General features: G+C 72.2%; 18 protein-coding genes. 2 read left to right on the top strand and 16 right to left on the bottom strand.

The features are described 5' to 3' along the window. Positions 1-55: 55 nt before the first annotated feature. The gene (locus tag J7357_RS19125; RefSeq protein WP_010342779.1) at positions 56-643 is read right to left on the bottom strand and encodes a phospholipid scramblase-related protein; all 588 of its coding nucleotides are present in this window, start codon (positions 641-643) and stop codon (positions 56-58) included. A 393-nt stretch (positions 644-1,036) separates the two neighbouring features. Beyond that, positions 1,037-2,020 (bottom strand): LysR family transcriptional regulator, encoded by a 984-nt coding sequence (locus J7357_RS19120; protein ID WP_209030980.1) that lies wholly within the window; start codon positions 2,018-2,020, stop codon positions 1,037-1,039. 166 nt (positions 2,021-2,186) lie between these two features. On the opposite strand from J7357_RS19120, the gene cobA reads away from it, so the two are divergent. After that, on the top strand, positions 2,187-3,371 hold the full coding sequence (gene cobA, locus J7357_RS19115) for a uroporphyrinogen-III C-methyltransferase (protein WP_209248914.1): 1,185 nt from the start codon (positions 2,187-2,189) through the stop codon (positions 3,369-3,371). Positions 3,372-3,400: 29 nt separating this feature from the next. Continuing rightward, complete coding sequence (gene cysK, locus J7357_RS19110; RefSeq protein WP_010342775.1) at positions 3,401-4,360, top strand: cysteine synthase A; 960 nt, start codon at positions 3,401-3,403, stop codon at positions 4,358-4,360. A gap of 463 nt (positions 4,361-4,823) precedes the next feature. Here cysK and xdhC read toward each other — a convergent pair whose 3' ends face one another. From xdhC to J7357_RS19040, 14 genes are all read right to left on the bottom strand, one after another. Continuing rightward, complete coding sequence (gene xdhC / locus J7357_RS19105) at positions 4,824-5,885, bottom strand: xanthine dehydrogenase accessory protein XdhC (RefSeq protein WP_209248912.1); 1,062 nt, start codon at positions 5,883-5,885, stop codon at positions 4,824-4,826. Continuing rightward, positions 5,875-8,208: a xanthine dehydrogenase molybdopterin binding subunit gene (xdhB, locus tag J7357_RS19100; protein ID WP_209248910.1), complete on the bottom strand. Its 2,334-nt coding sequence runs from the start codon at positions 8,206-8,208 to the stop codon at positions 5,875-5,877. Before xdhB ends, xdhC begins: the two co-directional genes overlap by 11 nt. Next, positions 8,201-9,673, bottom strand: a complete 1,473-nt coding sequence (gene xdhA / locus J7357_RS19095) for a xanthine dehydrogenase small subunit (RefSeq protein WP_209248908.1) — start codon at positions 9,671-9,673, stop codon at positions 8,201-8,203. The genes xdhB and xdhA overlap by 8 nt, the downstream gene beginning before the upstream one ends. Before the next feature lies 1 nt (position 9,674). Continuing rightward, entirely contained in the window at positions 9,675-10,040 is a 366-nt protein-coding gene (uraH, locus tag J7357_RS19090; RefSeq protein ID WP_209248906.1) for a hydroxyisourate hydrolase, read from the bottom strand. Next, positions 10,004-11,425, bottom strand: coding sequence for an FAD/NAD(P)-binding protein (locus tag J7357_RS19085; protein WP_209249041.1), 1,422 nt, complete (start codon positions 11,423-11,425; stop codon positions 10,004-10,006). Before J7357_RS19085 ends, uraH begins: the two co-directional genes overlap by 37 nt. A 17-nt stretch (positions 11,426-11,442) precedes the next feature. Further along, on the bottom strand, positions 11,443-11,934 hold the full coding sequence (gene uraD / locus J7357_RS19080) for a 2-oxo-4-hydroxy-4-carboxy-5-ureidoimidazoline decarboxylase (RefSeq protein WP_209248903.1): 492 nt from the start codon (positions 11,932-11,934) through the stop codon (positions 11,443-11,445). After that, the gene (gene hpxZ / locus J7357_RS19075) at positions 11,931-12,311 is read right to left on the bottom strand and encodes an oxalurate catabolism protein HpxZ (protein WP_010341517.1); all 381 of its coding nucleotides are present in this window, start codon (positions 12,309-12,311) and stop codon (positions 11,931-11,933) included. The genes uraD and hpxZ overlap by 4 nt, the downstream gene beginning before the upstream one ends. Beyond that, positions 12,308-13,198, bottom strand: a complete 891-nt coding sequence (puuE, locus tag J7357_RS19070) for an allantoinase PuuE (RefSeq protein ID WP_209248901.1) — start codon at positions 13,196-13,198, stop codon at positions 12,308-12,310. The genes hpxZ and puuE overlap by 4 nt, the downstream gene beginning before the upstream one ends. Next, the gene (locus J7357_RS19065; protein WP_244667679.1) at positions 13,195-14,391 is read right to left on the bottom strand and encodes an alanine--glyoxylate aminotransferase family protein; all 1,197 of its coding nucleotides are present in this window, start codon (positions 14,389-14,391) and stop codon (positions 13,195-13,197) included. Before J7357_RS19065 ends, puuE begins: the two co-directional genes overlap by 4 nt. Positions 14,392-14,443: 52 nt before the next feature. Next, positions 14,444-15,706 carry an allantoate amidohydrolase gene (locus J7357_RS19060; RefSeq protein ID WP_244667663.1) on the bottom strand — a complete coding sequence of 421 codons (1,263 nt, stop codon included), beginning with the start codon at positions 15,704-15,706 and terminating at the stop codon, positions 14,444-14,446. Between the two features lie 816 nt (positions 15,707-16,522). Beyond that, on the bottom strand, positions 16,523-17,446 hold the full coding sequence (locus J7357_RS19055) for a LysR family transcriptional regulator (protein WP_209248897.1): 924 nt from the start codon (positions 17,444-17,446) through the stop codon (positions 16,523-16,525). 145 nt (positions 17,447-17,591) lie between these two features. After that, on the bottom strand, positions 17,592-17,993 hold the full coding sequence (locus J7357_RS19050; RefSeq protein ID WP_244667662.1) for a tetratricopeptide repeat protein: 402 nt from the start codon (positions 17,991-17,993) through the stop codon (positions 17,592-17,594). Between the two features lie 5 nt (positions 17,994-17,998). Further along, positions 17,999-19,579 carry a gamma-glutamyltransferase gene (locus J7357_RS19045; protein ID WP_209248895.1) on the bottom strand — a complete coding sequence of 527 codons (1,581 nt, stop codon included), beginning with the start codon at positions 19,577-19,579 and terminating at the stop codon, positions 17,999-18,001. Further along, positions 19,579-21,036, bottom strand: coding sequence for an AtzE family amidohydrolase (locus J7357_RS19040; RefSeq protein ID WP_209248894.1), 1,458 nt, complete (start codon positions 21,034-21,036; stop codon positions 19,579-19,581). The genes J7357_RS19045 and J7357_RS19040 overlap by 1 nt, the downstream gene beginning before the upstream one ends. Positions 21,037-21,049 lie beyond the last annotated feature (13 nt).

Here is a 21,049-nt window from a genome sequence, read left to right as displayed (position 1 = left end):
GGGAATCCAGCTTTTGCGATTCCCCACTCCCGATTCCCCATTCCCGGCTTCACAGTCACTCCTTCAACACCATATCGATGCACAACACCGCCGCCATGATCAGGATCCGCCGCGGATCCTCGGCCGGCACGCTGTCGGCGATCGACAGCATGTAGTTGTCGGCGCTGGTGAACAGCTCCTTGCCCAGCCCGGCCCACTTCTTGGACACCTGCGCCAGTTCGCGCTCGCCCTGCACGAAGCGGAAATCCCAGCTGGTCCACTTGCCACGCAGCGTGCACACCGGCGCGCCCTGGGCATCGAGCACATCGAACTTGCCGCCGATGGAGAAGAACTTCTGGCTGAAGGAACCGACCAGCCGATCGTGCTCGTCCAGCACCTCCACCCTGGACAGGAACAGCGAGAAGCCGCGCTTGACCGTCAGCACCTTCTGCCCTTCGGGAGTCCGCACTTCCACCTGGAACGGGGTCATGCGCTTGTAGTCGGAGAACCGGAAGATCTTGGTGAACAGGCCCAGGTTCGGCTCGCGGCATTCCAGCAGCTTGCGGTTGCTGTGCGGATCGAACACGTCGTAGTTGTTGGCGGCCTTGAACATGCCGACCTGTTCCTTGACGAAGAACAGGTTGTGCTGAAGAACAGGATGCATCGGGCGTCCTTGCGTTGGGAAAGTCGACGCGCCCCGGGCGGGGGCCGCACAGCGGCGGCGCGCTGCCGGCAGGCGCCGGCACGTCCGGGGTCGCGGTCTGCCGGGTGGCAGAAGGGGCCGCATGATAGGGGGCGGCTCGCGCTGCGGCAACGCGCACGGCAGGCAACACGCAGGTACGGGGTCTTCATTCCAGTGCAAGCCGCGATGCCGTTGCCCTTGCTTCTTTTGCCCAGACGTCTGTCCAAAGCCAATCGACGCATCAAGCACGGGGCGCCGCTCTTGCCATTCCCCAGTCCCGATTCCCGATTCCCGGCTTCACCGCCATTCCCCAATCCCGACTCCCCATTCCCGGCTTCACCGCCATTCCCCAATCCCGATTCCCCATTCCCCGCTTCAACTGGTAATGGTCTGGGTCAGATCTTCCCAGCTCGGCGGCGCCGGCCAGTCCGGCTGCTGGTTGCCTTCCATCACCCGGCGCAGGTCGCGGGTGTCGATCTGCGGCGCCAGGACGTGCACCAGTTCCAGCGCGTAGTCGCGCAGCACGCGGTCGCGCGGCAGCACCGCCCAGGCGATGCACTCGGGAATCTCCGGCGGCGCCGGCCACGCGCGCAGGTCGGTGTCGTTGGCGCTCACCGCCATTTCCGCCAGCAACCCCACGCCGAGCCCGGTGCGCACATAGGTCTTGATCAGGTCCGCGTCGAGCGCGGTCAGCGCGATCCGCGGCTCCAGCCCGAGGCGGCCGAAGGCGCGCTGCAACGAAGAGCCGGCACGCGTGGAGGATTCGTAGCTGATCAACGGCTGCGCCGCCAGCGCGGCCATGTCCGGCACCCGCTTGGGTACGTCCAGCGCGTGCCCGCGCGGCACCAGCACCAGCCGCCGCCAGCGGTACAGCGGCACGGCGATGCCGGCGGCCGGCGCAGTGCCGGCGGTGCTGACGATGGCGATGTCGGCATCGCCCTGGCTGAGCAGGTCCAGCGCCGCGCTCTCGGCGGCCTGCTGCAGGTGCACGCTGACCTGCGGATAGGCCTGCTTGATCTGCGCCACCGCCGGCGGCAGCACGAAGCGCGCCTGGGTGTGGGTGGTGGTGAGGGTCAGCTGGCCCTGGCTCTCGCGGCGCTGGTTGGCCGCGTAGGTGCGGATGTTGTTGGCTTCGGCCAGCACCGCACGGGCGCGTTCGATCACCTCGCGCCCGGCCGGGGTCACCGTTTCCAGGCTGCGGCCCTTGCGCACGAACAGCAGGAAGCCCAGTTCGTCCTCCAGTTGCTTGAGCTGCTTGGACAGCCCCGGCTGGGTGGCATGCACGCGCGCCGCCGCCAGGGTGATGTTCAGATCGGCATCGGCAATGGCGACGAGGTAGCGGAGTTGGGTCAGCGTCATCGGGACGAGGGCGAGGCGCCGCCTGGCGGGACGCTCGACTGTAGTGGAATTCGGCCTTTCACCTTATAACCGAAAGCTATCTGCGATGGGCATGAAGTCATTTCCTGGGGCTATGAGCCGGCGCTACGGTCGTCGCTCCCGCCTGCCCCGCGTTGCGAGCCATCCTGTGAGCCCTGCCCCGATTGCCCTGTATCCGGACCTGCACGACCGGGCCGTGCTGGTGATCGGCGGCGGCACGGCCGCCGAACGCCAGGTGCAGGCGCTGCTGGCCGCCGGCGCCCTGCCACGGGTGGCCGCGCCGACCCTGACCCCGGCATTGCAGGCGCTGTCCGCGCAGGGCCGGCTGACCTGGCTGTGCGGCGGCTTCGACAACGCCTGGCTGGAGAGCGTGTGGTTCGTGATCGCCGCCAGCGAGGATCCGGCGAGCAACCGGCAGGCGCTGCAGGCCGCCGCCGCCCGGCGGGTGCTGGCACAAGCCGTGCCGGCAGCGCCGGCATCCGCCGCAGATACCGCCAAAGCCGCCGCACCCCAGGCGCTGCCGCTGCGCCCGGGCAGCGTGACCCTGGTCGGCGCCGGTCCGGGCGATCCCGGCCTGCTCACCGGCAACGCGCTGCATGCCCTGCGCCAGGCCGACGTGGTCCTGCACGACCGCCTGGTCAGCGCCGCGATCCTGCAGCTCATACCGGCGGGTACCGAGCGCATCGCCGTCGGCAAGTCGGCCGATGGCCACAGCGTCGCCCAGGAGCAGATCCACGCCCTGCTGCTGGAACACGCGCGGCGCGGACGCCGGGTGGTGCGGCTGAAGGGCGGCGACCCGTTCGTGTTCGGCCGCGGCGGCGAGGAACTGGAGTACCTGCGGGCGCACGGCGTGGACTACGCGGTGGTGCCCGGCATCACCGCCGCACTGGCCTGCGCCGCCTACGCCGGCATCCCGCTGACCCACCGCGACCATGCGCAATCGCTGCGCCTGGTCACCGCGCACTGCAAGGCCTCGCTGGACACCCTGGACTGGGCCGCGCTGGCGCAGGAGCGGCAGACCCTGGCGGTGTACATGGGCGTGGCCGGCCTGGACACGGTGCGCACGCGCCTGCTCGCCGCCGGTCGCGCCGCCGGCACGCCCTTCGCGCTGGTCGAGAACGGCTCGCGCGCCGAGCAGCGGGTGGTGCGCGGCACCCTCGCCGACCTGCCCGACACTGCCCGCGTGCATGCGGTGCGCGCACCGGCGCTGCTGATCCTGGGCGAAGTGGCCGCGCTGGCCGACACCCTGCACTGGTTCGGCGCCGCGCCGCTGCACTCGCTGCCCTCACCTTCCCCGAAGCAGGCGGCGCCTACCCTGGCCCACGCCGCCTGACCCGCACCCCATTCCCGGAGACCTTGCCCATGGCCATCTACGACAACATCCTCGACACCATCGGCCACACCCCGATCGTCAAGCTGCAGCGCCTGGCGCCGGCGCACGTGGACCTGTACGTCAAGGTCGAGGCATTCAACCCCGGCGGCTCGGTCAAGGACCGCCTGGCGCTGGCGATCGTGCTCGATGCCGAGGCGCGCGGCCTGCTCAAGCCCGGCGACACCATCGTCGAAGCGACCTCCGGCAACACCGGCGTGGCCCTGGCGATGGTGGCCGCCGCGCGCGGCTACAAGTTCGTGGCGACCATGGTGGAGACCTTCTCGATCGAGCGCCGCAAGCTGATGCGCGCCTATGGCGCCAAGGTGATCCTGACCCCGGCCGCCGAGCGCGGCAGCGGCATGGTGCGCAAGGCCGAGGAGCTGGCCAAGCAGCACGGCTGGTTCCTGGCCCGGCAGTTCGCCAACCCGGCCAATCCCGCCTACCACCGCAGCACCACCGCCGCGGAGATCCTGCGCGATTTCGCCGGCCGCCGGCTCGATCACTTCGTCAGCGGCTGGGGCACCGGCGGCACCCTCACCGGCGTCGGCGAAGTGCTGCGGCTGGCTCGCCCGGACGTGCACATCACCGCCACCGAACCGGCCGGCGCGGCCCTGCTGCAGGGCCAGGAGTGGAAGCCGCACAAGATCCAGGGCTGGACCCCGGACTTCGTGCCCGAGGTGCTCAACCGCGAGGTCTACGACGAGGTGCTGAGCGTGGAAGACACCGACGCCATCACGGTGTCGCGCCGCCTCGCCGCCGAGGAAGGCATCTTCACCGGCATTTCCGGCGGCGGCACCGTGGCCACCGCGCTGCGCGTGGCCGAGACCGCGGCGCCGGGCGCGGTGATCCTGGCGATGCTGCCGGACACCGGCGAGCGCTACTTCTCCACGCCGCTGTTCGCCGACATCAACGAAGGCAGCGACGACGACTGGCTGGCCGGCCTGCCGTAAGCGTCATGGCGACGCGGGGATGCAGCCGCGTCGCCATGCCCTTGCGGCACGTCAGCCAGAGGCACGGCAGGGTCGACTTCGGTCACGACGCAGTACGCCATCGGAACGCGCACCGCTTCGTTCGTCGCGGCTGAAGCCGCTCCTACGGAGGCTTGCGGCAAGCTGGCTGAGGCACTGTAGGAGGGATTTCAGTCCCGACGCACTGCGCCATCGGAACGCGCATCGCTTCGCTCGTCGCGGCTGAAGCCGCTCCTACGGAGGCTTGCGGCAAGCTGGCTGGGACATTGTGGGAGGGATTTCAGTCCCGACGCAGTGCACCATCCGAAAGTACACCGCTTCGCTCGTCGCGGCTGAAGCCGCTCCTACAGTGGCTTACGGCAAGCTGGCTACGACACTGTGGGAGGGACTTCAGTCCCGACGCACTGCGCCATCCGAAAGTGCACCGCTTCGCTCGATTGCGATGTCATCGCCCGGCGAGCGCGGATGGCAATGGCAGCGACGCAGCGTCCTGCGCGGACGCACGCTGTGCGCCCAGCACCGACACGCGCTGCAGCAGTTGCGCGACCACCGCGATGGCGATCACCGCCGGCGCCTTGCCGTCGATCCCGGGCAGGCCGATCGGACAGGTCAGCCGTGTCTGCGCAGCCGCGCCCAGGCCGTCGTGGCGCAACCGCGACAGGAACCGCGCGCGCTTGGACGCCGAGCCGATCAGGCCGACGAAGCCGGCACGGCCGGCCAGCGCCGCGGCGGTGAGCCGGTAGTCCAGGGCATGGTCGTGGGTCAGGATCAGCAGCATCGCGTCGGCCGGCGCGTTGCGGGCACGCGCAAGCAATGCGGCTTCATCCAGATGCGCGGCACCATCGGCAGCGGCAGCCAGGTCCGCGCGCGGATCGGCCCAGTCCAGGGCGAACGGCAGTTCGCGCAGCGCACGCGCGATGGCGATGCCGACGTGGCCGGCGCCGAACAGGAGCAGCTGCGTGCGCGGTGGGCCGATCGCCTGCTGCAACAGCGCCCCGGCCGCGGGCGCCGGCGCACGCAGCGATAGCGGCTGTGGCGACGCGTCCTCGACAGCATGTTCGACGCCGCCCGCCTGCAACCGGGTCGACAGCGTGCGCCCCAGCGTCGCCTGCCGCAGCCAGTCGCTGCGCGCCGGATCCAGCCGCTCCAGCAACAGGCGCACGCGCCCGCCGCAGCACTGGCCGAGCAGATCGTCGGCCCGCGCTTGCGCCGCGCATTCCGCGCACTGGCCGCTGCAGGCCGCCGCGCGCGCCGGCGCCGCCGCGCCCAGCGTGTAGTCCTGCACCTGCCAGCTGCCCGGCGGCTGCGCCAGCAGGTCGCGCGCCAGCGCACAGGCACGCCACTCGAGCACGCCGCCGCCGATGGTGCCGATGCTGCCGTCGGCGCTCACCAGCATGCGCGTACCGGCCTCGCGCGGGGTCGAGCCGGCCGTGGCCAGCACCGTGATCAGCGCGGTCGCGCCGCGCGCCAGCGCCGCTTCGGCATGCAGGCTCCAGTCAGCGCGCATCGGCCGCACGCCTCGCGATCGCGGCCAGGATGCGTTCCGGGGTGGCCGGCGCGTCCAATGCGGGCACGCCGTTGCCCGGCGCCGCCGCGGCCACCGCCTGGGTCAGCGCCGAGAACACCGAGATCGCCAGCATCAACGGCGGCTCGCCCACCGCCTTGGAACGGTGGATGGTCGGCTCGTCGTTGCGTCCGGCATCCCACAGGTCGATGCGCATGCGCGCCGGGCGATCGCCCGCGGTGGGAATCTTGTACGTGGACGGTGCATGGGTCAGCAGCCGGCCGTGCGCGTCGTAGACCAGTTCCTCGGTGGTCAGCCAGCCCATGCCCTGGACGAAGCCGCCTTCGACCTGGCCCAGGTCGATCGCCGGGTTGAGCGAGCGGCCGACGTCGTGCAGCACGTCCACCGCCAGCACCTTGTGTTCGCCGGTCAGGGTGTCGATCACCACTTCGCTCAGTGCCGCGCCGTAGGCGAAGTAGTAGAACGGGCGGCCGCGGTGGCTGGCGCGGTCGTAGTGGATCTTCGGCGTGGCGTAGTAGCCGCTGGCCGCCAGCGAGATGCGCGCCATGTGCGCCTGCCGGCACAGCGCGCCGAACTCCAGTTCCAGGTGGCCGGCGACGACCTTGCCGTCGGCGAAGCGCACCTGCGCCGGCGCCACGCCTCCGCGCTCGGCGGCCAGCACGGCCAGGCGCGCGCGGATCTCGCTGGCGGCGTTGTAGGCGGCCATGCCGTTGAGGTCGGTGCCCGAGGACGCCGCGGTGGCCGAGGTGTTGGGCACCTTGTCGGTGCGCGTGGCGGTGATGCGCACGCGCGCGGTGTCGATACCGAACACATCGGCGACGATCTGCGCGACCTTGATCATCAGGCCCTGGCCCATCTCGGTGCCGCCGTGGTTGAGCTGCACCGAGCCGTCGGCATAGACCAGCACCAGTGCGCCGGCCTGGTTGAGATGGGTGGTGGTGAAGCTGATGCCGAACTTCACCGGAGTCAGCGCCAGGCCCTTCTTCAGCACCCGGTGGCGCGCGTTGAACGCCGCCACCGCCGCCTGCCGCGCGGCGTAGCCGGTACGCATGGCCAGTTCCTCGATCAGCGCCGGCGCGACGTTGTCCTGCACGGTCATGCCGTACGGAGTGACGTTGCGGTGCGGCGCCGCGTACAGGTTCGCCCGGCGCACCGCCAGCGCATCGCGGCCCAGCGCCGCGGCGACCGCGTCCAGCACGCGTTCGATCGCCAGCATGCCCTGCGGCCCGCCGAAGCCGCGGAACGCGGTGTTGGACACGGTGTGCGTGCGCAAGCGGTGCGAGACGATCTCCACCACCGGCAGCCAGTAGCAGTTGTCGGCATGGAACATCGCACGGTCGTTGATCGCCAGCGACAGGTCGGTGGTGGCGCCGCAGCGCGAGGCCAGCTCCAGGCGCAGCGCCTGGATACGACCATCGTCGTCGAAGCCGACGTGGTAGTCGACCTGGAAGTCGTGGCGCTTGCCGGTGATGCGCATGTCGTCGTCGCGGTCGTAGCGCAGCTTGGCCGGGCGGCCGGTCAGCGCGGCGACCAGCGCGCAGGCCGCCGCCGGCGCCGCCGCCTGGGTCTCCTTGCCGCCGAACGCGCCGCCCATGCGCCGCACTTCCACGGTCACATCGGCGCTGTCCAGGCCGAGCAGCGCCGCGATCAGGTGCTGCACCTCGCTCGGATGCTGGGTCGAGGACAGCACGTGCAGCTGGCCCTGTTCGCCGGGCAGGGCCACGGCGATCTGTCCTTCCAGGTAGAAATGCTCCTGCCCGCCGATCTCCAGCGCACCGCTGCAGCGTCGCGGTGCCGCCGCCAAGGCGGCATCGATGTCGCCGCCGCGCGCCATACGTTGCGCCGGCTCCAGCACCGCGCCGGCGGCGCGCGCGTCGGCGATGCTCAGCAGCGCCGGCAACGGCGCGTACTCGACCCGCGCCAGGCGTGCCGCGCGCCGCGCCGCGGCATGGCTGTCGGCGGCGACCACGAACAGCGGCTGGCCGTGATAGAACACAGTGTCTTCGGCGAACAGCGGATCGTCGTGCGCGACCGGGGCGACATTGTTCTCGCCGGGAATGTCGGCGGCGGCGAACACCGACACCACGCCGGGTGCTTCGCGCACCGGCGCCAGGTCCAGGCGCAGCAGCCGCGCATGCGGATGTTCGCTCAGGCCGAACGCCAGGTGCAGCAGGCCGGGCGGCTCGGGCAGGTCGTCGATGTAGCGGGCCTGGCCGCTGACATGCGCCGGTGCGCTGTCGTGGTGCAGCGCGCGGTGCACCTGCGACGACGATGCGGGGCCGGCAGCGGTCGGACCGTCAGCCATCGGCCAGCTCCAGCACCGACAGCGGCTCGTGCGGATGCGCGTGGCCGATCCACAACCGCCGCAGCAGGTTGGCTGCGACCGCCAGGCGGTACCCGGCCGAACCGCGCACATCGCTGAGCGGGCGGAAGTCCTGCGCCAGCGCCGCGGCGGCGGCCTCGACCGTGGCCGCACTCCACTGCTGCCCGAGCAGCGCCTGTTCGGCACCGCGCGCGCGTTGCGGCGTGCCGGCCATGCCGCCGAAGCCGATGCGCGCCTGGCGCACCATGCCGTCGTCGATGCGCAACGCGAACGCGCCGCAGACCGCGGAGATGTCGCTGTCGAAGCGCTTGCTCAGTTTGTCCACGCGGTACAGCAGGTCCGCGGGCGGCCGCGACACGTCCACGTGCTCGACGAACTCGCCCGGCTGCAGCGCCTGGCGGCCGTAGGCCAGGAAGAAGTCCTCCAGCGGCAACGTGCGCCGCACATCGCCGCGGCGCAGGGTGACGCTGGCGCCGAGCGCGATCAGCGCCGGCGGCATGTCGCCGATCGGCGAGCCGTTGGCGATGTTGCCGCCGATGGTGCCGGCATTGCGCACCTGGGTCCCGCCGATGCGCCGCAGCAGCTCGCCCAGCGCCGGGTGCAGCGCCGCCAGCGCGGCCTGCGCCTCGCTGTAGCGCACGCAGGCGCCGATGCGCAGCCCGTCCGGCGTGTCCTGCAGCCGGCGCAGCTCGGGGATGTCGCCGATGAACACCACATCGTCGAGCACACGCTGCTGCTTGGTCACCCACAGGCCGACATCGGTCGCGCCGGCGACCAGACGCGCCTCGGGGCGCTGCAGCAGCAAGGCGGCTAGCGCGTCGGCGCTGCGTGGCGCGGTGGCGCGGCGCGCGCGCCCGGTGGTGGTGGCGTGGTGGGTCTGCGCCAGCGCGGCAGTGCGGCGCAGCGCGCGCAGACCGGCCAGGGTGGCCGTATCGTCGCGCGGCACCGGCGGCACCGCCGCGCCGGCGTCCAGGATCGGGCCATAGCCGGTGCAGCGGCAAAGATTGCCGGCAAGCACGTCGGCCAGGGCGGCCTGCGCGGTGCCGAGCGCGCCGATGCTGCGCGCGTACAGCGACATCACGAAGCCGGGCGTGCAGAAGCCGCACTGCGAGCCATGACGCTGCACCAGTTCCTGCTGCACGGCATGCAGCGCGCCGCCGACGGCCAGGCTTTCCACCGTCAGCAGCGCCTTGCCGTCGAGCATCGGCACGAACAGGATGCAGGCATTGAGCGCACGCCAGCGCACCTGCTGGTCGCCCTCGGCGCCATCGCCAGCGGCCAGTTCGCCGACCAGGACCGTGCACGCGCCGCAATCGCCTTCGGCGCAGCCCTCCTTGCTGCCGGTGCGGCCAAGCCGGTAGCGCAACAGGTCGAGCACACTGGCGGTCGGGTCCGCCGCGTCCAGTTCCATCACCTGCCCGTCGAGCAGGAAGCGCACCGTGTCCATCTCAGCTGCCCCGGTAGGTGGAGTAGCCGAACGGCGAGACCAGCAGCGGCACGTGGCAATGCCCCGCCTCGGCCAGGCCGAACGCGATCGGCACCACGTCCAGGAACGGCGGCTCGGGCAAGGCGACGCCGCCGCTGCGGAAGTAGTCGCCCACGGCGAATTCCAGCCGATAGCGTCCCGCTGCCAGAGTCAGCGCGCGCAGCGCCTGACAGCGGCCGTCGGCATCGGTGACGTCCGCATGCAGCAACGTCTCGCCGGCGAACAGGCGCAGCGCCACGCCAGCGGCGGGCAGCCCGCGACTCAGGTCCAGCACATGGGTCGACAGGCTGCTCATCCCACGGATTCCTCCAGGTGCGGCATCGGCCATTGGCCGACGAATTCGGGTTCGGCGTAGTCCATGTACGCGGCAAGCATCGCCTCGCGCTCGTCCAGGAACAGTTGGTCGGCGACCGCCTTCACCAACCGCGGCAACGCGTGCTTCAGCCCGGACAGCGCCGCCGCCGACAGGCCCAGGCTCAGCAGCGCCGAATAGTTGAAGGCGAACAGGCCATGCAGCGCCGCCGCGTGCGCCGGGGTGCTCGGCAGCAACTCGAAGCCGGGGCCCAGGTAGGGATGCGCATCCAGCAGCGGCAGTTCCTGTCCCGGCGGCGGGCGGTAACGGTCGCGCCAGCGCGCGATGCCGTCGGCCACCGCCGCCAGTTCCGGGCGCAGCGCCGGGTCGGTGACCAGGCCGGTGGACAGCACCACGAAGTCGAACGGCAGGCACCCGTGCGGCGTGGTGACCAGGACGCCGTCGGCGGTCTCGGCCACGTCCTGCCACGGGCTGCCCAGGTGCAGGTGGAAATTGGGCCAGGCCGCGGCGCGTTCGAAGGTGTCGTTGGTCGGCGGCTGATTGCGGCGGAAGAAGCTGGCCATCATCGCGTACTTGTCGGCATCGGGCAGTGCGGCAAAGCGCGGAATGATGCCGCTGCGTTCCATGTGCCGGATCGGATTGACCCGCGGCAGCGCGTTGCGGCGCACGAACACGTGCACCTCGCCGACGCCGGCGGCCAGCGCGTGCTGGGCGTTGTCGAAAGCCGAGGCGCCACCGCCGAGGATGCCGATGCGGCGCCCGGCCAGCGCCGCGTAGTCGATCGCCTCGGAGGTGTGCGCGTAGCGCGCGCGGGCCAGCTTGCCGGCCACCAGCGACGGCACGTGCCATTGCCCACCGCCCTGGATGCCGGTGGCCAGCACCACCTTGCGCGCCAGCAGCGTGTCGCCGCCGTCCAGGTGCAGGCGTTGCAGGCGCCGGGTCGGCAGCGGTTCGATGCGCAGCAGCCGCGCCTGGTTGCGCACCGGCAGGCCGAGCACCTCGCGGTACCAGCGCAGGTAGTCCATCCAGTCCGCGCGCGGGATCTTGCCCAGCGCGTCCCAGGCCGCGGCGCCGTGCCGGGCTTCCCAGTAGGCGCGGAAGGTGAGCGAGGGCATGCCGAAGTCCAGCGCGCTCAGTTCCTTGGGCGTGCGCAGGGTGACCATGCGCGCGTAGGTGACCCACGGCCCTTCCTGGCCGGCCGGATTCTCGTCGATCACCAGCAGGTTGGAGATGCGCTCGCGCAGCAGGCCGAAGGCCGCACCCAGCCCGCTCTGGCCGCCGCCGACCACGACCACGTCGTAGACATGCTCGCCGGCGTGCTGCTGCGCGCGGGTCCAGTCGGGCCCGCCGTGGCCGAGCCATTGCAGTTCGCGCGCGACCTGCGCGGACAGCGCCTGCAGCCCGCCTGCCGCGGCGCTCACGACAGCGCCTCCAGGCGCAGCCGCGCGATCTTGCCGATCTCGTCGAGGGCGGTGGCGATCTCCGCCTCGCGCGTATTCGCCAGCCGCGCCTGCATGGCGGCGAGGATGCCGGCCTTGTCGGTCAGGCGCACGCAGACCACGAACGGAAAATCGAAACGCGCGCGGTAGGCGGCATTGAGCGCGTGGAAGCGGGCGAACTCCTCGGCGCTGAGACGGTCCAGCCCGGCCTGCGCCTGCTCTGCAGCCGAGGCGGCGGTCAGTCCGCCGTCGATCGCCGCCTTGCCGGCCAGTTCCGGATGCGCGCGGATCAGCGCCAGTTGCTCCTCGACGCTGGCCGCGTGCAGCACCTGCAGCAGGCCGGCATGCAGATCGGCGAGCGGACGCCGCGCCGCGGCGCGCTGCACCACCCACGGCGAATGCTCGAACAGCGCATGCAGGCGCGCGACGAACGCGGCCTCGGGCAACGCATTCCAGTCGACGTCGCTCATGCGTGGTCCCCCTGCAGCGACACATGCGCCGACACCACCTTCCAGCCGTCGGCGAAGCGCACCCAGCTCTGGCTCTGGCGGCCGCGGCGCGGGCTGCCGTGGCGCTGGAACTCGGCATCGGCGGTGGCGAAGTCGCGCCCGTAGGCGACGATCTGCACGCGCAGCAGCCGCCGTTGCGGCGAGCCGCCGCGGCCGCGCCGGAACGCGCGGATCGCGTCGGCGCCGTACAAGGCCTCGCCGACGCCGTAGCGCACCGTGGTCGGCGCATCGTGGAACAGCCGGTCCAGCGCGGCGACGTCGTCGTCCATCAGCGCGCGCTCGTAGGCGGCGAACGCCGCCTGCACTTCGGCCAGGACCTCAGGCGCGTTGAGGATCATGCCGGGTGCACCTGCTGCCAGTGGCGGGCGATGTCGATGCGCCGCGCGATCCAGGCCTGGCCGCTGGCCAGCACGTGATCGAGGAAGCGGGCCAGCGCCAGGGCGCGCGCCGGGCGCCCGGCGATGCGCGCGTGCAGGCCCACCGACATCATCCGCCCGCCCTCGGCGCACAACTGCTCGAAGCCGTCGCGCAGGTAGCGGAAGAACGGTTCGCCGTCGGCGAAGCCGTTGTAGGCGACGAACTTCATGTCGTTGGCGTCCAGCGTGTACGGCACCACCAGTTGCGCGCGGCCGTGGCGGCGGTCGTAGTACGGCAGGTCGTCGGCGTAGCTGTCGGCGTCGTAGACGAAGCCGCCCTCCTCGGCCACCAGCCGCGCCGTGTTGGGACTGGTGCGCCCCTGGTACCAGCCCAGCGGGCGCGCCCCGGTCACCTGCGTGTGCAAGGCGATCGCCGCGGCGATGTGCGCGCGCTCGGTCGTCTCCGGCACCTGCTGGTAGTCGATCCAGCGCAGACCGTGGCTGGCGATCTCCCAGTCGGCCTCGCGCATCGCCTGCACCGCCTCGGGATTGGCCGCCAAGGCCTGCGCCACGCCGAACACCGTGACCGGCACGCCGCGTGCGGCGAACAGCCGCTGCAGCCGCCAGAAACCGGCGCGGCTGCCGTATTCGTACAGGCTCTCCATCGCCATCGCGCGCGCGCCCGGCTGGCTGTGCGCGCCGACCATCTCCGACAGGAACGCCTCCGAGCCGACATCGCCGTTGAGCACGCAGTTCTCGGCGCCTTCCTCGTAGTTGAGCACGAACTGCAGCGCCACCCGCGCGCCACCGGGCCACTGCGGATCGGGCGGCTGCGCGCCATAGCCGACCAGGTCGCGCGCCGCGTTCATTGCCGCGCTCCGTCGGCGTGCCAGGCGGCCAGCGCCGCTTCCACCGCGGCGCCGGACGCGCCGGCATGGCCTTCGGCGCGCAGCACCGCCTCCAGCGCGCCCAGGGTGATCAGCACCTTGTGCTTCATCGCGTTGTAGCCCATCGCGCCGATCCGCCACAGCTTGCCCTGCAGCGGCCCGAACGCGGTGCCGATCTCGATCTCGAAATCCTCGCGCAGGCGCCGCCGCACCGCCTCGCCGTCGATGCCTGGCGGAATCACCACGCCGGTGACGTTGGCCATGCGGTGGCGGTCGTCGCCGAACACCTGCAGCCCCAGCGCGCGCACGCCGGCGGCGACCGCACGGCCGGCCGCCGCGTGCCGCGCGAAGCGTGCCGGCAGGCCTTCCTGCAGCGCCACGCGCGCGCATTCGCGCGCCGCGTACAGCATGCTGGTGGCCTCGGTATGGTGATTCAGGCGCTTGTCGGACCAGTAGTCCATCACCATCGCCAGGTCGAAGTAGTTCGAGCCGATGCGCACGCCGCGGCCGTTGGCGATGTCGTCGCGGACGATGCCGCGCTCGACGTGGCGGCGCGCGAAGATCGCCTCGGCCGCCTGCGCGGAGACGGTGATCGGCGCCGAGCCGGACGGCCCGCCCAGGCACTTCTGCAGACCGCCGGTGACCACGTCCACGCCCCAGGCGTCGCTGTCGATCGGCATGCCGCCGATGGTCGCGGTGGCATCGACGTAGGACAGCGCGCCGGCGGCACGGCACAGCGCGCCGAGGCCGTCCAGCGGCTGCGCCATCGTGGTCGACGTGTCGCCGTGCACGCAGGCGACCAACTTCGGCGCGAAGCGTTCGATTGCCGCAGCGACCTCCGTCATCGGCACCACCTCGCCCCACGGCGCCTCCACGTTCTCCACCACCGCGCCGATGCGGCCGAGGATCTCGCCCAGCAGCAGGCCGAAGCGGCCGAAGTTCAGCACCAGCACGCGCTCGCCCGGCGCCACCAGCGACACCAGCGCTGCCTCGATGCCGGCGCGCGCGGTGCCGTCGACCAGGAAGGTCCAGTGGTTCTCGGTGCCGAACAGCGGCCGGTACAGCGCCATCACCTGGTTCATGTAACCGGTCATTTCCGGATCGAACTGGCCGAGCAGGTCCGCGGACATCGCGCGCAGCACGCGCGGATGCGCATTGACCGGGCCCGGCCCCATCAGCAGGCGTTGCGGCGGATCGATCTCGCCGAACAGGTCGGCGGGCAGCGGCTCAACGGACAAGGGTGTCTCCCAGGGAATCGAGGAAGTGCAGCATCGCCGCCACCGCCAGGTCGGCGTCGGCGGGATCCACGCGTTCGGCAGGGTGATGGCTGACGCCGCCGGCGCAGCGCAGGAACAGCATCGCGGTCGGGCACAGCGTGGCCATCACCATCGCGTCGTGGCCGGCACCGGACACCAGCCGTCGCGGCGCGATGCCCTGAGCGGCTATCGCCGCTTCCAGCGCCGCGACCAGGCGCGGCGCGCAGGGACTGGCGGGCAGGTCCTGCACGCACTGCAACTCCAACTGCACGCCGCGCGCGGCGGCGATCGCATGCAGGCGCTGCGCGATCGCCTCGGCCGCGGCATCGCGAACAGCATCGGTGCCGGCGCGCACGTCGATCGAGAACTCGACCCGCCCCGGCACCACGTTGACCGCACCCGGCGCCGCCTGCAGGCGCCCGACCGTGGCCACCAAGTCCGCCGGGCCGCTGCGCGCCACCTGCTCCACCGCCAGGACGCACTCGGCGGCGGCGGCCAGCGCATCGGCGCGCAGGTCCATGCGGGTGGTGCCGGCATGGCCGGCGCGGCCCAGCAGCAGCGCACGGTAGCGGCGCTGCGCGGCGATGCCGCTGACCGCCCCCAGCGCCAGCCCCTCGGCCTCCAGCACCGGCCCTTGTTCGATATGCGCTTCCAGATACGCCAGCACCTCCTGCGGCGCGCGCGCCGCCCGCGGCAGCAGCGCGATGTCCAGGCCCCAGGCGGCCAGCGCCTCGGCCAGGGCGATGCCGTCGCCGTCGTGCACCTGCAGGGCCGCCGGATCCAGCGTGCCGGCCACCGCGCGGCTGCTCAGCATCGATGCCGGAAAGCGCGAGCCTTCCTCGTCGCCGAAGGCGATCACCTCGATGGCGAACGGCAGCCGCCGGCCCTGCGCGTGCAGCGCCGCCACGCATTCGATGCCGAGCATGATCCCGAGCGGGCCATCGTAGCGGCCGGCGTCGCGCACGCTGTCCAGGTGGCTGCCGATCAGCAGCGCCGGCGCCTGCGCGACGACGCCTTCGTAGCGGCCGAGCAGATTGCCGGCCGGGTCGATGCGGGTGTGCAGGCCGGCTTCGCCCATCCAAGCCGCCACCACCGCCACGGCGGCGCGATGCGCCGGGCTGAGCCAGCCGCGGAACAGGCCGTGCGCGGTGTCGCTGTAGGGCGCCACGCCGAGCGCGTCGCAGCGCGCGACCGCGCGCAGGCCCGGGCTGGCCATCGGCGGCGTCAAGGCCATGGCCGGTGCAGGCGCCGTGGCGGCGGGAGGGACGTGGCTGGCGAACATGGCACGGTCACGAAGGAAGAAAGAAGCGAGCGCCGGCGGGCACCAACCGCCAGAAATCCATTTAAATTCAATGGATTGGCGGTTAAAAATGACGATTCGCAGCGGTCGTACGAACTATACGAAGCGCCACAAATGCAGGCAAACGCCGTTTTCGCGTGGATGCATTGCAAAAAATGCAACGCGACCAAGATGCCGCTCCCGCGGTGCCATCATTGCCGGCACCGCGGGGTCGGACCTTCACCCCAACCCCTGTCCCGACGGGAGAGGGGCTAGGCGCTTCCCTTCTCCCATCGGGAGAAGGTGCCCCGCAGGGGCGGACGAGGGTACGGGCGCAGCCTCGTGCACCCGGGCTCCGCGACTCGCTTTCGCGCCGGACCCTCACCCCAACCCCTCTCCCGGCGGGAGAGGGGCTGGGCGCCTCCCTTCTCCCATCGGGAGAAGGTGCCCCGAAGGGGCGGATGAGGGTACGGACGCAGCCTCGTGCACCTGACTCCACGAGTCGCTTTCGCGCCAGACCCTCACCCCAACCCCCGCTCCACGCCCCGGCCCGCGCTTGCGGCGCGGGCGCTCCAGGGTGCGCGCGTCAGTGACGCGCAAGACGCACCCTGTCGCCCCGGTGGGAGAGGGGCTCGCTCTTCCTTCTCCCATCGGGAGAAGGTGCCCCGCAGGGGCGGATGAGGGTACGGGCGCAGCCTCGTGCACCCAGGGTGCGCGCGTCAGTGACGCGCAAGACGCACCCTGTCGCCCCGATGGGAGAGGGGCTAGGCGCTACACACCCGTGCGCGGCTCCAGGATCGCTTCCACCCGCGGCGCCAACACCTTGAGCATGGCCTGCGCCGCCCTGGACAGTTGTCGCTGCGGCGCCACGCACAGCGCCAGCGTCATCGGCCTGGCCAGGCCCTCGCGCAAAGGCACGAACGCCAGGCGCCCCTCGGCCAGGTCGGCGAGCACGTCCAGTTGCGACAGCAGGCCCACGCCGACGCCCTGGCGCACCAGCGCGCGCAGCGCGCGCACGTCGTTGCAGCGGATGCAGCGGCGCGTGTCGATGTGCTGGCGCTGGTACACCGCCTTGGCATGCTCGTTGACGATCAGCGGCGCCGCCGGCAGCAGCAGGCGATGCTCGCCGAGCAGGTCGTTCAACTGCAGGCTCGCCCTGCCGCTGAGCGGATGCCCCACCGGCATGCACAGGCCCAGCGGGATCTCGGCGAAGGCGACCACCTCCAGGTCGATGCCGCTGACCGGATCCAGCAACAACCCGACATCCACCTCCGCGGCGACCACCTTGTCGGCGACCTTCTGGTTGTCCTCGGTCTGCAGGTTGAAGGTCAGGCCCGGGTGCGCGTCGATCAGGTGCGCCAGGGCATCGACCACGATGCCCTCGCTCAAGGCATCGATCATCGCGATCTCGACGTGGCCGCGGCGCAGCCCCTTCAGTTCGTCGAACAGTTCCAGCGTGCGCTGGTAGCTCTTCTCCCAGCGCCGCATGTCCACCAGCAGCAATTCGCCGGCGCTGGTCAGGCGCAGGCCGCCCGGCAAGCGCTCGAACAACTGCACGCCTAGTTCCTGCTCGGCCTTGAGGATCTGCCGGTCGATCGCCGACGCCGACACGTGCAGCGCCTCGGAGGCGCGGCGGATGCTGCGCCAGTGCGCCACTTCCATGAAATAACGGGTGAAGCGGGAAAAGGTCAGCATCGCGGCTCGAAGTCCCTGGGTACCCAACACGCGGCGCGAACGCGGCGAGAGCGGCGCGCCAGGGCCATGGTACGGAAGCGCTGCCGCCGGCGTGGCGTGCGCGGCGTTGCACCGCAGACATGGATGGCATGGCGCGCGCCGCGCCTCATTGCGCCTGCGGATCGAAATAGGCCTCCCAGGTCGCCGCCGATCCCGCCCGCGTGGCCGCCTGCCGAAACCGCTGCATCGCCTGCGCGCCGTCGCCGCGGTTGAGCAGCGCCACGCCGAGGTTGAAGTAGGTATGGCGGTCGTCCGACTGCAGCCGCACGGCGCGCTGCAACGCGTCGACCGCCTCGGCGTAGCGTCCGAGGTCGCACTGCACCGCCCCCAGGCCGGTGAGCAGTGCGGCGTCCTCCGGCGCTACCGCCATCGCTGCCAGCAGCAGCGACTCGGCCTGCATCAGCGCCGCCGTCCCGCCCTGCGGATCGGTCATCGCCGCATGCACCAGCGCCCTGGCACGCACCAGGGCGTCGCGGCCGGCGTGCGTGCCGGCATCGGCAGCAGGCAACGCGCCTACCACCCTGCCACCGCCCCATCGCTGCGCGGGTCGCTGGCACCGCTCAAGGTGCCGTCGGCCTCGCGCACCAGCGCGCCGGCGTGGCCCATCACCGCGGTGAACGGCGGCACCAGTTCGACCACGTGCCCGGCCGCGCGCAAGGCCTGCACCACGGCGGGGTCGAAGCGGTCCTCCAGTTTCAGCGTGGTGCTGTCCTCGCCCCAGGTGCGGCCGAGCAGCCAGCGCGGCGCGCTGACCGCCTGCTGCAGCGGCACGCCGAACCGGGCGTAGCGGCTGAACAGCGCCGCCTGGGTCTGCGGCTGGCCTTCGCCGCCCATGGTACCGTAGGCCATCAGCCGGCCGTCGTCGAAGCGTGCCAGCGCCGGATTGAGCGTATGGAAGGGTTTGCGCCCGGGCGCCAGCGCGTTCCAGCCGTCGGCCGCGAGACGGAAGCTGCAGCCGCGGTTCTGCCAGACGATGCCGCTGCGTGGCAGCACCAGCCCGGAACCGAATTCGAAATAGGTGGACTGGATGCAGCTGACCGCACGGCCGGCGCCGTCGATCGCACCGAACCAGACGGTGTCGCCGGCCTGCGACGGCTGCGGCCACGGCAGCGCGCGCGCCGGATCGATGCGCGCGGCCATCGCGTCGAGCGCGCCGGCATCGTCGAGCAGCGCCTGCGCGTCCAGGGTCATCCAGGCCGGGTCGCCGACGTGCGCATCGCGGATCAGGAACGCCTGCTTGGTCGCTTCGACCAGGCCGTGCAGGTGCGCGTAGCCATCGGCCTGGTCCACGGCCAGGCGGTCGAACAGCGCCAGGATCAGCAGCGAGGCCAGGCCCTGGGTCGGCGGCGCGTGGTTGTACAGGCGCGCGCCGGCGACCGCCACCGACAGCGGCACGCTGGCCTCGGCCTGGTGCGCGGCCAGATCGGCGGCGCGCAGCGGGCTGCCCAGCGCCTGCAGGTCGGCGGCGAGGTCGGCGGCCAGCGCGCCGCGGTAGAAATCGTCCAGGCCGGCCGCGGCCAGGCGCTGCAGGGTGGCAGCCAGTTGCGGCTGGCGCAGCAGTTCGCCCTCGCGCAGCGGCCGCCCGGCGGCTTCGAAGATCGCCGCGTAGGCGCCGGGCTGGGCGCGCAGTTCGGCGCCCTTGGCCGCGGCGATGGCGGCGCCGCCGAGGGTGACCGGCACGCCGGCCGCGGCATGCTCGATGGCGTCGTCGAGCAGGCGCGCCAGCGGCAATTTCGCGTCGCTCCGGCGCAAGGCCAGATCCCAGCCGGACACGGTGCCGGCGACGGTGTTGGCCGCGCCCGGACCGCGCCATGGAATCGCCGCCTGCCCGGCATAGTGCTGCAGCGTGGCGCCCTGCGCGGCACGGCCGCAGGCGTCGATCGCATGCACGCGGCCGTCGGGTTCGGCGATCAGCCAGAAGCCGTCGCCGCCGATACCCGTCATGTGCGGATAGACCACCGCCAGGCAGGCCGCGGTCGCCACCGCCGCCTCCACCGCGCTGCCGCCGTCGCGCAGCACGTCGCGCCCGGCCTGCGCAGCGAGATGATGCGGGGCGACCACCATGCCGCGCCGCGACCGCAGGGTGTGCAGCATCAGCGCGGCTCCAGCGACGGCGGGGTCGCGCCGATCAGGCCGGCGCGTTCCAGGTGCGCGGCGAGCGCGAACAGGCGGTCCTCGCGTCCCGGCGCGGCGATCAGTTGCACGCCCAGCGGCAACTGCCCCGGGCGGTACAGCGGCGCGGCCAGCACCGGGCAGCGCGCCAGGCCCAGCGGCTGGGTGAACACGCCGAGATTGGCCCGCGCCGACACCGCCGCCCCGTCGAGTTGGATCGTCTCCTGGTCGATGCGCGGCGCCGCGCACGGCGTGGCCGGCGCCAGCAGCACGTCGACCTCGTCCCACAGGCATTGCATCGCCTCGGCGAACCAGTCGCCGAACCGCTGCGCGTCGGCGATGGCCGCGGCCGGCAGTTGCAGCCCGGCGAGCAGGCGATCGCGCGTGGCCGGATCGAAGCGGTCGCCATGCGCGGCCAGCGCCTGGCGATGGCGATAGCCGCCCTCGGCCGCGGTCATCACGAACGCCGCCGCGCGGGCGCGTTCGGCCTGCGGCAGTTCGCGCCAGGCGTTGCCGCCCAGCGCGTCGTGCAGCGCGGCCAGGCCGGCGTCCAATTCCGGATCGAGATTGCGTCGGAACCAGCCGTCCAGGCGCGCCACGCGCAAGCCGACGGCGTCCCGCGACGGCAGCGGCTGCCCACGCATGGCCTCGTACACCACACGCAGGTCGGCGACCGTGGTCGCGAACGGCCCCACCACGTCGAAGGCCTCGACGAACGGGAACACGCCGTCCATCGCCACGCTGCCATGGCTCGGGCGCAGGCCGTAGATGCCGCACAGCGCCGCCGGCACACGGATCGAGCCGTTGGTGTCCGAGCCCAGCGCAAACGGCACCCAGCGCGCCGCCACCGCCGCCGCCGAGCCGCCGGAGGAACCGCCGGCCAGGCGCTGCGGATCGTGCGGATTGGCGGTGGTGCCGTAGTGCGCGTTGACCGTGGCGAAGCCGTAGGCGAACTCGTCCATGTTGGCGGTGCCGACCAGCACTGCGCCGGCCTCGGTCAGGCGCCGCAGCACCGCCGCATCGCACGTGGCCGGCGCAACGTCGGCGCGCAGCGCGGCGCCGGCGGTGGTCGCCAGGCCGGCGACATCGAACAGGTCCTTGACCACGAACGGCACCCCGGCCAGCGCACCGCCGTCGCCGCCACCGGCCAATGCCGCCTGCACGCGCGCCGCATCGGCCTCGGCGCGCGCCGGCAGCGGCCGCGTCACCGCGCACAACTGCGGATTGCCGCGGTCGATCTGCGCCAGCGCCTGCTGCGCGTGTCGCCGTGCGGCGCTGCCGTCGGCGCGCGTGGCCGCCACCATTGGCGCGACGACCCCACCCTCCTGCGACGCTGGCGGTGGCGGCGGCGCCGCGAAGTCCTGCAGCAGGTGCGCGTAGCCGCGCAGCAGCTCGGCGTTGCGCTGGATACCGGCCTGCCAGGTCGCTGGGATCTGCATGAGCTCGTCTCGA

Source organism: Xanthomonas sp. D-109, assembly GCF_017746095.1.
In the GTDB taxonomy this organism is placed as follows: Bacteria; Pseudomonadota; Gammaproteobacteria; order Xanthomonadales; family Xanthomonadaceae; genus Xanthomonas_A; species Xanthomonas_A sacchari.
This window is presented reverse-complemented; position numbering and strand designations above follow the sequence as displayed.